Annotated in this window: 11 protein-coding genes and 1 tRNA gene; 10 read left to right on the top strand and 2 right to left on the bottom strand. The window is 65.6% G+C overall.

Annotated elements, in window-relative coordinates; translation table 11 throughout:
• Positions 1-37: 37 nt before the first annotated feature.
• The 8 genes from FB468_RS16175 (at position 38) to FB468_RS16140 (ending at position 9,733) form a co-directional block, all read left to right on the top strand.
• On the top strand, positions 38-1,672 hold the full coding sequence (locus tag FB468_RS16175; protein WP_141888808.1) for an ABC transporter substrate-binding protein: 1,635 nt from the start codon (positions 38-40) through the stop codon (positions 1,670-1,672).
• 62 nt (positions 1,673-1,734) lie between these two features.
• Complete coding sequence (locus FB468_RS16170; RefSeq protein ID WP_141888797.1) at positions 1,735-2,817, top strand: ABC transporter permease; 1,083 nt, start codon at positions 1,735-1,737, stop codon at positions 2,815-2,817.
• Between the two features lie 22 nt (positions 2,818-2,839).
• Positions 2,840-3,841 carry an ABC transporter permease gene (locus FB468_RS16165; RefSeq protein ID WP_425460828.1) on the top strand — a complete coding sequence of 334 codons (1,002 nt, stop codon included), beginning with the start codon at positions 2,840-2,842 and terminating at the stop codon, positions 3,839-3,841.
• Positions 3,834-5,552 carry a dipeptide ABC transporter ATP-binding protein gene (locus FB468_RS16160; protein WP_141888795.1) on the top strand — a complete coding sequence of 573 codons (1,719 nt, stop codon included), beginning with the start codon at positions 3,834-3,836 and terminating at the stop codon, positions 5,550-5,552. Before FB468_RS16165 ends, FB468_RS16160 begins: the two co-directional genes overlap by 8 nt.
• Positions 5,553-5,820: 268 nt before the next feature.
• The gene (gene typA, locus FB468_RS16155; RefSeq protein ID WP_141888793.1) at positions 5,821-7,725 is read left to right on the top strand and encodes a translational GTPase TypA; all 1,905 of its coding nucleotides are present in this window, start codon (positions 5,821-5,823) and stop codon (positions 7,723-7,725) included.
• A 94-nt stretch (positions 7,726-7,819) separates the two neighbouring features.
• Entirely contained in the window at positions 7,820-8,458 is a 639-nt protein-coding gene (locus tag FB468_RS16150; RefSeq protein WP_141888790.1) for a maltokinase N-terminal cap-like domain-containing protein, read from the top strand.
• 175 nt (positions 8,459-8,633) lie between these two features.
• Positions 8,634-8,707: transfer RNA gene (locus tag FB468_RS16145), tRNA-Pro, on the top strand.
• A 270-nt stretch (positions 8,708-8,977) separates the two neighbouring features.
• Positions 8,978-9,733 (top strand): Abi family protein, encoded by a 756-nt coding sequence (locus FB468_RS16140; protein WP_141888788.1) that lies wholly within the window; start codon positions 8,978-8,980, stop codon positions 9,731-9,733.
• 315 nt (positions 9,734-10,048) lie between these two features.
• Here the strand turns inward: FB468_RS16140 and FB468_RS17605 are convergent, their stop codons facing one another.
• Together FB468_RS17605 and FB468_RS17310 are read right to left on the bottom strand one after the other, a co-directional pair.
• Positions 10,049-10,183 (bottom strand): hypothetical protein, encoded by a 135-nt coding sequence (locus FB468_RS17605; RefSeq protein WP_281290294.1) that lies wholly within the window; start codon positions 10,181-10,183, stop codon positions 10,049-10,051.
• A 112-nt stretch (positions 10,184-10,295) separates the two neighbouring features.
• The gene (locus tag FB468_RS17310) at positions 10,296-10,433 is read right to left on the bottom strand and encodes a hypothetical protein (RefSeq protein ID WP_211359202.1); all 138 of its coding nucleotides are present in this window, start codon (positions 10,431-10,433) and stop codon (positions 10,296-10,298) included.
• A 164-nt stretch (positions 10,434-10,597) separates the two neighbouring features.
• Between FB468_RS17310 and FB468_RS16125 the strand changes: the two genes are divergently transcribed.
• Both FB468_RS16125 and FB468_RS16120 read left to right on the top strand, forming a co-directional pair.
• Positions 10,598-11,014 (top strand): PACE efflux transporter, encoded by a 417-nt coding sequence (locus FB468_RS16125; RefSeq protein WP_141888787.1) that lies wholly within the window; start codon positions 10,598-10,600, stop codon positions 11,012-11,014.
• Between the two features lie 95 nt (positions 11,015-11,109).
• Complete coding sequence (locus FB468_RS16120; RefSeq protein WP_141888785.1) at positions 11,110-11,529, top strand: hypothetical protein; 420 nt, start codon at positions 11,110-11,112, stop codon at positions 11,527-11,529.
• Positions 11,530-11,545 lie beyond the last annotated feature (16 nt).

The raw sequence follows: 11,545 nt of genomic DNA, 5'->3' as shown, positions 1-11,545 counted from the left end.
CAATTAGTACGGGCATTGATGCTCGTATGAGTTTCCAATGGAGGAAGAATTGAAGAAGACGCTTTTTACTTCTGTCGCACTCGCGGGCGCGGCGGCGCTGCTCTTGAGCTCGTGCGCGTCTGGCGGCGACAACGCCGGCGGTAACGGTGGGGGATCGGGCGGGGGCTCGATCACCGTCGGTACGACAGATGTCGTGACGGCACTCGACCCGGCAGGCTCGTACGACAACGGCTCGTTCGCCGTCATGACGAACGTCTACCCGTTCCTGCTCAACCACGAGATTGGCTCGAGCGACGTCGCCCCCGACATCGCTGAGTCGGCCGAGTTCACGAGCCCCACCGAGTACACGGTGAAGCTCAAGGCCGGCCTGAAGTTCGCGAACGGCAACGACCTCACGAGCTCCGACGTGAAGCACTCGTTCGATCGCCAGGTCGCGATTGCCGACCCGAGCGGCCCGTCGAGCCTCCTCGCGAACCTCGACAAGGTCGAGGCCGTCGACGACACGACCGTCGTCTTCCACCTGAAGGACGGCAACGACCAGACCTTCCCGCAGGTGCTGTCGACCCCCGTCGCGCCGATCGTCGATGAGGATGTGTTCCCCGCCGACAAGCTCGCGACCGACGAGGAGATCGTCAAGGGCAAGGCGTTCGCAGGTCAGTACACGCTCGAGAACTTCAAGAAGAACGACCTCGCCTCGTACAAGGCGTACGACGGCTATCAGGGCCAGTGGGGCGCGGCGAAGACCGCCGACGTCAACGTGAAGTACTTCGCCAACGAGACGAACCTCTCGCAGGCGATGGAGACGAAGGCGATCGACGTTGCGTTCCGCAGCCTGTCGGCGACGGACACCGAGAAGCTCGGGAAGACCGACGGGCTGAAGCTCGTTGACGGCCCCGGCGGCGCAATCCGTTACATCGTCTTCAACTTCGATACGCAGCCGTTCGGCGCGAAGACCCCCGATGCTGACCCGGCGAAGGCGCTCGCTGTGCGCCAGGCGGCCGCAGACCTCATCGATCGCCAGAAGATCGCGACGCAGGTCTACAAAGACACGTTCACGCCGCTCTACAGCCCGGTTGCGCAGGGCTTCACCGGCGCAACCGACGCGTTCCAGGAGCTCTACGGTGACAAGCAGGGCGGCCCCGACGCTGCCGCGGCGAAGGCCCGCCTCGAGGCGGCAGGCATTACCGAGCCCGTCACCCTGCAGCTGCAGTACAACCCCGACCATTACGGCGACGCCTCAGCTGAGGAGTACGCGCTCGTGAAGCAGCAGCTCGAGGCTGACGGCGTCTTCAAGGTCGACCTGCAGTCGACCGAGTGGGGCCAGTACTCGGAGGACTTCCCGAAGGACGCGTACCCGATGTACCAGCTCGGCTGGTTCCCCGACTTCTCGGACGCGGATAACTTCCTCACCCCGTTCTTCGAGAACGGTGGCTTCTTCAACAACCACTACAACTCGGCCACCACGAACGAGCTCATCGCGAAGGAGCGCGTCGAAACCGACGCCGACGCTCGCACGAAGCTCATCGAGGACACGCAGGCTGAGGTCGCGAAGGATGTTCCGATGATCCCGCTGCTCCAGGGCACGCAGGTCGCGGTCACGACCGACGCGATCGACGGCGTCGTGCTCGACGGTTCGTTCAAGTTCCGCCTCGGAACGATCACGAAGAACTAAGGCACACACGGCTGTGACAGGGAGGGGGCCCACGGGTTCCCTCCCTGTCCAGTGTGAGCATCATGACATCTCTTGCTACTTCAGGGGTGGCTTCACCGCCGAAGGCACCCAAACGCCCCTCGGGCGGTGGGCTCTGGCGCTACATTCTGTGGCGGGCCGTGCTCATCATCCCGACAGTCTTCATCCTCGTCACGATGGTGTTCCTGCTGATGCGCACCATCGGCGACCCGATCACTGCCTCCGTCGGCGGCAAACTGCCGCCCGACGAGCTCGCGAAGCGCATCCACGACGCCGGCTACGACCGGCCCGTGCTCACCCAGTACTTCGAGTACCTCGGCCAGGTCTTCACCGGCAACTTTGGCACGACGATCAGCGACCACCGGCCCGTCACCGAGGTGATCGTCACGTTCGGCTCGGCGACGCTCGAGCTCGCGTTCTTCACGCTCATCGTTGCCTTCGCCGTCGGCATCCCGCTCGGCATGCTCGCCGCGTACTACCGCGACCGCGGCCCGGATGCGACGCTGCGCGTCTTCGCGATCCTCACCTACGCGACGCCCGTGTTCTTCTCGGGCCTGCTCATGAAACTCATCTTCGGCGTCTGGCTCGGCTGGCTGCCCGTGTCGGGCCGCGCCTCGATCGGCACCGAGCTGCAGATCCAAATGCTCGATAGCCCGTCGGGTTTCTACCTCATCGACGCGTTCCGCACCGGCAACATGGCGAACGTTGGCGACGTGCTTGTGCACGCGATCCTCCCCGCGCTCACGCTCGGTCTCATGACCGCTGGCGTGTTCCTCCGGCTCGTGCGCACGAACATGATCGGCACGCTCGGGCGCGAGTACATCGACTCCGGTCGCTCGCGCGGTGTGAAGGAGTTCAGGCTCGTCACGAAGCACGCGTACCGGCCCGCGCTGATCCCGATCATCACCGTGATCGGCATGCAGATCGCGATGCTGCTCGCCGGCGCCGTGCTCACCGAGACGACGTTCGAGTGGAAGGGCCTCGGCTTCCAGCTCGCCCACTACCTTGCCGCCCGCGACTTCATCGCGGTGCAGGGGATCGTGGCGCTGCTCGCCGTTATCGTCGCGCTGTCGAACTTCGTCGTCGACGTGATTGCGGCGCTCATTGACCCGAGAGTGAGGTACTGACGTGTCAGATACGACATCGATTATTCTCTCCGCGGGTGCGTCGCGCGAGCGCGGCTGGCACTCGTGGCCGCTCATCAAGCAGCTGCGCCAGTCGGTCGGGCTGCAGCGCGGCATGCTCATCGCGGGCCTCTCGCTCATCGCGCTGTTCGTCGTGCTCGCCGTGTTTGCGCCGCTGATCGCGCCGTACAGCTTCCACGCGCTGTCAGGCCCGAATGGCGACTTCGGCTCGCGCATGCCCCCGTCGGCCGAGCACCCGTTCGGCACGACGATCGCCGGCTACGACGTGCTCTCCCGCGTCATTTGGGGGTCGCGCACCGCGCTCATCACGATCGTGATCGCGGTACTTTCGTCGATCTTCGCGGGCTCCCTGCTCGGCCTCGTCTCCGGCTACATCGGCGGCGCGCTCGACCGGGTGCTCGTAATGATCACCGACGCGATCTACGCGTTCCCGTCGCTCTTGCTCGCGATCGTGATGTCGATCGTCATCTCGGGCGGCCAGTCGAGCCTGTGGGGCGGCATCTGGTCGGCCGCGCTGTCGATCACCGTCGTGTTCATCCCGCAATACTTCCGAGTCGTACGCTCGGAGGTTGTGCGGGTGAAGGCCGAGGCGTTCGTCGAGTCGGCGCGCGTCATCGGCGCGAGCCGGTCGCGCATCATGTTCAAACACGTGTTCCGCAACTCGACGCGGTCGCTGCCGCTCGTGTTCACTCTGAATGCGTCTGAGTCGATCCTGACGCTCGCGGGCCTCGGCTTCCTCGGGTTCGGCATCGAACCAAACTCGGCCGCGGAGTGGGGCTACGACCTCAACAAGGCCGTCGGCGACGTCACGAACGGCGTGTGGTGGACGAGCCTCTGGCCCGGCGTCGCGATCGTGCTCATCGTCATGGGCCTCACGCTCACGGGCGAGAGCCTGAACGACCTCGCCGACCCGCGGCTGCGGAGCCGCAGGAAGGCGAAGGCGGGCAGCGGCGTCGTCGCGAGCACCGCGATGACCACAACCGAGAAGGGGGAGCGCGATGAGTAATGTGCTCGATATTCGCGACCTCGAGGTCACGTTCGCGACCGACCACGGTGACGTCAAGGCCGTTGCGGGGGTCTCGCTCGCGGTGCAGCCGGGCCGCGTGCTCGCGGTCGTCGGCGAATCAGGATCGGGCAAGACCGTTTCTGCGCGCACCGTGCTCGGGCTGCTGCCCGAGACCGCGGTCGCCCGGGGCTCCGTGGTGCTCGCCGCCCGTGACGGGAGCGGCACGAGCGACGTGCTGCAGCTGTCTGCCGACGCGCTGCGCGCGGTGCGGGGGAGGGACGTCGCGATGGTGTTCCAGGAGCCCTCGACTGCCCTGAATCCCGTCTACCCGATCGGCTGGCAGATCGCTGAGGGGCTGCGCGCGCACGAAAAGCTCTCGAAGAAAGAGCTGCGAGCGCGGGCAATCGAAATGCTCACGCTCGTCGGGCTCCCCGACCCCGAGGAGCGCGTCGACTACTTCCCGCACCAGCTTTCGGGCGGGCAGAAGCAGCGCGTCATGATCGCGATGGCGCTCGCGCTGAAGCCCGGGCTCATCGTCGCTGACGAGCCGACGACGGCGCTCGACGTGACCGTGCAGGCCGAGATCCTCGACCTCCTGCGGAAGCTGAGGGACGACCTCGGCACCGCGATCCTGCTCATCACGCACAACATGGGCGTCGTCGCCGACCTCGCCGACGATGTCGCCGTGATGTACCAGGGCAAGGTCGTCGAGCAGGCGCCCGTCGCGGAGGTGTTCGTGAACCCCCGCGAGGACTACACGAAGCAGCTGCTCGGCGCAGTGCTCAAGCTCGGCGACGGCCGGATCCGCGCCGCGGATCGGCCCGCGGCTGACCCTGCGCCCGCCTCGGGTCTCGCGTCTGCGGGGAAGGATGCACCGACGCTCGTCGCCGCGCGCGGGCTCGAGATTCAGTACCCCGGCAGGCTCGGGCGGCCCGGCTTCAAGGCCGTGCGCGGCGTTGATTTCGAGATCAGGGCGGGCGAGGTCTACGGCCTCGTCGGCGAATCGGGATCGGGCAAGTCGACGATCGGGCGCGCGATCGCCGGCCTCACCGACGCGACCGGGGGCTCGCTCACGGTGCTCGGCCACGAGATGGTGGGCTTCAAGGAGCGGGGGTTTAAGCCGCTCCGCAAGAGCATCGGCTTCGTGTTCCAGGACCCGGCATCGAGCTTCAACCCGCTGCTCACGATCGCCGAGAACGTCGCCGAACCGCTCATCGTGCACCGCGTTTCCCGCTCGCTGCAGGAGGCGGGGCCGCGCGTCGACGCGCTGCTCGAGTCAGTGCAGCTGCCGCGCGCGTACGGCGATCGGTACCCGCACGAGCTTTCGGGCGGGCAGCGCCAGCGCGCCTCGCTCGCGCGCGGCCTCGCGCTCGACCCGAAGCTGCTCATCGCAGACGAGCCGACGAGCGCGCTCGACGTCTCGGTGCAGGCGCGAGTGCTCGAGCTGTTCACCGAGCTGCAGGCCGAGCTCGGGTTCGCGTCGCTCTTCATCACGCACGACCTCGCCGTCGTCGACGCGCTCGCCGACCGCGTCGGCGTGCTGTACCGCGGCGAGCTCGTCGAGAGCGGCTCGACCTCCGAGGTGCTCCGAGCGCCGCGGGAAGCGTACACGCAGCGACTGCTCGCGTCGCTTCCCGTGCCCGACCCGGCCGAGCAGGCGGAGCGCAGGGCGCTGGCGCGCGCGCTCCGAGAGGCTGAGGAGGGGCACTAGGCGCCGGATCCTTCGCGTGCCGCGCGGGCTGCTCCGCGCAAGGTGACAGTGTCGCCGCCCCGCTCTTTCCCGAGCGGGGCGGCGACCTACTACGCTAGAGGGGCACCCGCGCCGGGGGTTAGCGGCGCGGAGTCCAGGGGCAGCCGTCGCTCCGAGGCCCGTCACGGGCCGCTTCGCAACTCGCGCATTTCCCGCGCGGGTCGCGAGTTGCGCCGTGAACGGGTATGATAGAACGTTCGCTATTTTTTGATCGTGAGGATCCACCCCTATGGCTCTTGCCACACGCGAAGACCTTCGTAACGTCGCCATCGTCGCACACGTCGACCACGGCAAGACCACGCTCGTTGACGCCATGCTGCGTCAGACGAACTCGTTCGACGCGCACGCCGACGTCGATGACCGCGTCATGGACTCCAACGACCTCGAGCGCGAGAAGGGCATCACCATTCTCGCGAAGAACACCGCCATCAGCTACGAGGGCGAGCACGCGAAGAACGGTCCGATCACCATCAACGTGGTCGACACCCCGGGCCACGCCGACTTCGGCGGCGAGGTCGAGCGCGCACTCTCGATGGTTGACGGCGTCGTGCTGCTCGTCGACTCGTCCGAGGGCCCGCTGCCTCAGACCCGCTTCGTGCTGCGCAAGGCGCTCGAGGCGAAGCACCCCGTGATCCTCGCGGTCAACAAGACCGACCGCCCCGACGCTCGTATCCCCGAGGTCGTCGGCGAGGCGCAGGACCTGCTGCTCGGCCTGGCTTCGGACATCGCTGAAGAGCACCCCGACATCGACGTTGACGCGATCCTCGACGTGCCCGTCGTGTACCTCTCGGGCCGCGCTGGCGCATCGAGCCTGAACGAGCCCGCCAACGGCACGCTCCCCGACGGCGACACCCTTGAGGCGCTCTTCGGCGTGATCCTCGAGCAGGTTCCCGCGCCCACGTACGATGACGAGCACCCGCTGCAGGCGCACGTCACGAACCTCGACTCCTCGCCGTTCCTCGGCCGTATCGCGCTGCTGCGCGTGCACAACGGCTGGATCCACAAGGGCGAGTCCGTCGCCTGGGTCAAGAGCGACGGCACCCAGCAGAACGTGCGCATCACGGAGCTCATGCTCACCAAGGCGCTCACCCGCTACCCGGCTGAGAAGGCGGGCCCCGGCGACATCGTCGCGATCGCTGGCATCGAGGACATCACCATTGGTGAGACCATCGCCGACGCCGAAGACACCCGCCCACTGCCGCTCATCGAGATCGACGAGCCCGCAATCTCGATGACGATCGGCGCGAACACGTCGCCGCTCGTCGGCAAGGTGAAGGGCCACAAGCTCACCGCCCGCATGATCAAGGACCGCCTTGACCGCGAGCTCATCGGTAACGTCTCGCTGAAGGTTGTCGACACCGACCGTCCCGACGCGTGGGAGGTGCAGGGCCGCGGCGAGCTCGCCCTGTCCATCCTCGTCGAGAACATGCGCCGCGAGGGCTTCGAGCTCACCGTCGGCAAGCCGCAGGTGGTCACGAAGCAGATCGACGGCAAGACCCATGAGCCCTACGAGCACCTCACGATCGATACGCCCGAGGAGCACCTCGGCGCGATCACCCAGCTCCTCGCCGCTCGCAAGGGCCGCATGGAGAACATGGTGAACAACGGCACCGGCTGGGTTCGCATGGAGTTCATCGTCCCCGCGCGTGGCCTCATCGGCTTCCGCTCGGAGTTCATGACCACGACCCGCGGCACCGGCATCGCGAACGCGATCTCGCACGGATACGACGAGTGGGCAGGCCAGATCGTCACCCGTAACAACGGTTCGATCGTCGCCGACCGCTCGGGCGTTGTCACCCCGTTCTCGATGATCAACCTGCAGGAGCGCATGAGCTTCTTCGTGCAGCCCACGCAGGAGGTCTACGAGGGTATGGTCATTGGCGAGAACTCGCGTTCCGAAGACATGGACGTGAACATCACCAAGGAGAAGAAGCTCACCAACATGCGTGCGGCTTCGTCAGACTCGTTCGAGTCGATGACCCCGCCCCGCGTGCTCACGCTCGAGGAGAGCCTTGAGTTCGCCCGCGAGGACGAGTGCGTCGAGGTGACCCCCGAGGTCATCCGCATCCGCAAGGTTGAGCTTGACGCCACGTCGCGCGCTCGCTCGGCTTCGCGCCTGAAGAACCAGAAGTAAGCGCGCCTTCGCGCCTCGCGCCCGCACTCTGAGCTCAGCTCGGGGTGCGGGCGTTTCTGTATTCTCTGGCGGGGCAGCCGCGTATGATCGGGGCATGGCACTCCTTTACACTGACACCACGCTCGTTCCGTCAAAGCTCGAACTCATCGCAGAGTGGCTGCCGAAGCAGCCCTGGTTCACCGGCGACATCGCCCAGCTCACCCGTGTCTCGGGCTACCGGCTCGACGACCCGGAGGGTGAGGTCGGTATCGACGGGATCCTCGTGTCTGCGGGGGAGAAGAAGGTGTACCATGTGCCGCTCACGTACCGCAGCGCGCCGCTTGACGGTGGCGAGGCGCACCTCGTCGGCACGACCGAGCATGGCATCCTCGGCACGCGCTGGGTGACCGCCGCGGCCGGCGACCCCGTCTACCGTGCCGTGCTCGCCCAGGTGATCGCGCAGGGCGGCTCGGGGAGCGAAGAGCTCGTGCACCAGCCAGACGGCTCGACGGTGCCGCGGAAGATCGAGATGCCGATTCACGGGTCGGGGGAGCCCGGCGCGCAGGTACCCGAGCTGTGGGCCGCGGAGGTCTCGCTCGCCGACGGCGTGAGCGTCGCCTCGACGGGCTTTGCGACGCTCAGGGTCATCCACGTGCCGCAGGCAGATGCGCCGGCCGCTCGTGGCGCCGCGGGCACGCTTACGGCGACCTGGCCGGGCCAGGAGGCCCCGGTCGTGATCGCGACGCTGGACTAGGAGCTCTTGCGGGGTTCGCTGGGCTCGTGGGACTTGCTGGGCTCGCGGGGTTCGCTGGGCTTGCGGGGGTCGCTGGGCTCGGGACCGTGACGCGCCCGCGACATGCTGACTGTCGCGCTCGTTTTCGTTTTTTGGTGGCGACCCGATAGAGTATTCATTGCGCGAAAGCGTAAATCGGGATGTGGCGCAGTTTGGTAGCGCACGTCGTTCGGGACGACGGGGTCGCAGGTTCAAATCCTGTCATCCCGACGAAAGGGCCCGGAACATCGTTGAAATATCAACGAAGTTCCGGGCCTTAGTCGTTTTCTGCAAAGCTCGTGACCGGATGATCGCCGGCTGAAAGAGGAGCCGTTCAAAAGGAATGCCGACCGTTGATGACGCAGGCGCATTACTGGCCGAACGTCCCTGGGGGCCAAGCAGAGGCTTCCGCCAGTGGGCTAAAAGAAAAGAACCCCGGAGGCTTCACCGCTCACGTCGGGAGAGGCCATATCCGGGGACTACGTGTCTAGTATAAGTGCTATGACGGCAGGTGGTGATCTTCAGCTTGAAGCACTCGAGGCTGCCATCTCCCCAGACCGCCTAGGCACCTATCTCAGCGAAGCCGATGGCGATCGGTCTCTTGCCCGAGAATTTTATGTGTGGGATCGGGACGTCGCGTCTGCAATGTTTGCGGACATCGCGATTATTGAAGTCGCGCTTCGTAACGCGATCCATGGTGTGCTCACCGCACACCTGGGTGAGCGGTGGTATGAGCTCGGCGGCATACCGCTCGATTGGCGTGCCACTACGAACTTGCAGAAAGCTTGGGAACGACTACCGGCTCAAGACAGGGCGAACCCCGACCTGCCACACGTACCGGGAAAGCTGGTTGCGCGCCTCATGTTTGGGTTCTGGCGTGATTTATTCGACTCCGGTGGATACGTGGGTAAGGAACCCAGGCGAGTAAAAGTCGACTATGAGCAGAACTGGCGCGCGGTGCTGCATCGTGCATTCCCTGGCGGGCGTCGCACCGCTCAGAGCGCGGGGGAGGCTTATTCCAGGGACTGGGTACTCCGACAGATTGACATTGTGCATGCAGCTCGCAATCGTGTCGCGCACCACGAACCGCTTCTGCGAGGATTTCCCTTACCTGGGCAAGGTGCTGCACGGCTCACGGTCGAGGACGGGTATCTTGCGTGTGTCAGGCTGGCAAACATGATCGATTTCAATCTCGCGGACTGGCTCCGCAACAACTCGAATGTGCCAAACCTGTTGGCAAAGAGGCCCACTCAGTAGCCCACGCAAAGGCACATAGGGCACGCGAGAGGGGCCTGAGCCGCCGGCTCAACTTCTCATTGCGGCGATTGCCGATGAGGCTTCGGGGGAAGCCCCAGGCATGTGCCTTCTCTGTGAGTGAGTCGAGGCGTCGAACGCCGATGCGCGCCGGCAACGGGAACATGGGCGAAGCCGCTAGATGCCTCGGCTTGCGTATCGCTGGCGCGCGGCCTCTCCGCTGGTGCCGACCATTTCACCGAGTACCCTCCAAGAAACATGCTCGGCCCGCGCCCGTACGACCGCGGCGGCGAGTTCTCGCTCTGCTTCAGCGCGGCGTCAGGCTGCCATCTTCACCTCGTGAGACGGGCTGACTGGTGCGTCGCGATCCTCAGGTCGAGGCTCGTAGCTCTCGAACTGGTCGGCAAGCTCTTCGGCGTGTGCGAGAAGGTCCTCGAGGCTGCTGCGGGGCATGGTCGTCTCCTCTCGGGCGCTACAGGTACTTCGGCCTGGCGGGTTTCATCGCATGTGCGACAGCGAGGGGCTCGTGCCATTTGACGACGCCGACTTTGATCGGGGTGCCATCCTAGCCGGGGCCGGTGTACATGGTCATTCGACCGTGCTGCTCGGTGTGACGAATGGCGTTGCGCAGCGCGTGGCGGATCGCCTCTGCTGCTATCCCGTGGCAGTGCGCCGTGGGAAGCTTCAGGAGATTCCAGCCCATATACGCAACGTTTGCTTGCGAGGGCGCGAACCTGCACAGCGCTTGATCAGCCAGCCCCGATACCTTGGACAGCAGTGAGTCGGTCACCCGGCTTACCGAATCATTCACTTCATGGACGTGAACCCTGCAAGGACTTCCCATGGACTCACTTGCAGGAGGACCTCATGTCTGCCGTTTTGCGCCGCATTATCTACGTCGTTACTTACGAAGTGACCGCAATCTTGTTCGTGTCGCTCGCCCTCATGGCGCTTGGCCACAGCGGCGCAGGCTCCGGTCTTGTAGCGATCGCTTCATCAACGGTCGCGCTGCTCTGGAACTTCGTGTGGACGTCACTCTTTGAAGCCTGGGAGCGTCGTCAGGCGTCGCAGACCAGAACGGTTCGACGGCGGATCGCACACGCCATCGGCTTCGAGGGAGGGCTGGTCGTCTTCCTAATCCCGCTGCTCGCCTGGATCTTAAACGTCAGTCTGCTCGACGCGTTCATCCTCGAACTCGGCATCCTCGTGTTCTTCCTCGTCTACACGTTTGCTTTCGCCTGGCTGTTCGACATCGTCCTGCCGCCGGCGAAACATGCCGGATAGCGGGCGCTAACAGGTCCAACCCTGACCGCGACCTAGATCTGTCGTGCTGCGCTCACCTAGACTGGCCGCCACAGTGTTAGCTCAGGAGGAAGTACGTGCGGGGACGGTACATCGCAGGGGCATGCCTGGCCGCGACCCTGCTGCTCACCGGCTGTACGGCTCAGGGCGTGGAGGAGCAGCTGTGCGCGAGCGCTGATCAGGCCTGGCAAACATACGCCGCCGAGATGGAGTCATCCGGGCTGACTCGCGAGGAAGCGGGCGTCATCAGGGACGCCTTCATCGCGGAGTGGAACGAGCTCTCAGGGCTGGATCGGCCCGGGGGCCCGAAAGTGGACATCCTTCGGAACATCTCGCGGAGCTTCCTCGCCGCCTGGATCGCTGAGAACGAGCATGTCAGGCGCGACCACGTGACAAGCTTGCAGAACGGGTTCGACATCCTGGGAAAGCAGTGTGCGGCGGCGGGGTACGAGCCTTCGCTCGCGGTCGGCGAGGTCCGAGTCGGGCCGCCGGCCTAAAACCCGGCGGCCCGAA

The organism is Leucobacter komagatae (assembly GCF_006716085.1).
Taxonomy (GTDB): Bacteria; Actinomycetota; Actinomycetes; order Actinomycetales; family Microbacteriaceae; genus Leucobacter; species Leucobacter komagatae.
This window is presented reverse-complemented; position numbering and strand designations above follow the sequence as displayed.

Coding starts and splice junctions, on each gene's coding strand:
- FB468_RS16140 (WP_141888788.1), top strand. CDS start 8,978: ATGACGGCAGGTGGTGATCTTCAGCTTGAAGCACTCGAGGCTGCCATC.
- FB468_RS17605 (WP_281290294.1), bottom strand. CDS start 10,183: ATGCCCCGCAGCAGCCTCGAGGACCTTCTCGCACACGCCGAAGAGCTT.
- FB468_RS16175 (WP_141888808.1), top strand. CDS start 38: ATGGAGGAAGAATTGAAGAAGACGCTTTTTACTTCTGTCGCACTCGCG.
- FB468_RS16150 (WP_141888790.1), top strand. CDS start 7,820: ATGGCACTCCTTTACACTGACACCACGCTCGTTCCGTCAAAGCTCGAA.
- FB468_RS17310 (WP_211359202.1), bottom strand. CDS start 10,433: ATGGGCTGGAATCTCCTGAAGCTTCCCACGGCGCACTGCCACGGGATA.
- FB468_RS16125 (WP_141888787.1), top strand. CDS start 10,598: ATGTCTGCCGTTTTGCGCCGCATTATCTACGTCGTTACTTACGAAGTG.
- FB468_RS16160 (WP_141888795.1), top strand. CDS start 3,834: ATGAGTAATGTGCTCGATATTCGCGACCTCGAGGTCACGTTCGCGACC.
- FB468_RS16170 (WP_141888797.1), top strand. CDS start 1,735: ATGACATCTCTTGCTACTTCAGGGGTGGCTTCACCGCCGAAGGCACCC.
- typA (WP_141888793.1), top strand. CDS start 5,821: ATGGCTCTTGCCACACGCGAAGACCTTCGTAACGTCGCCATCGTCGCA.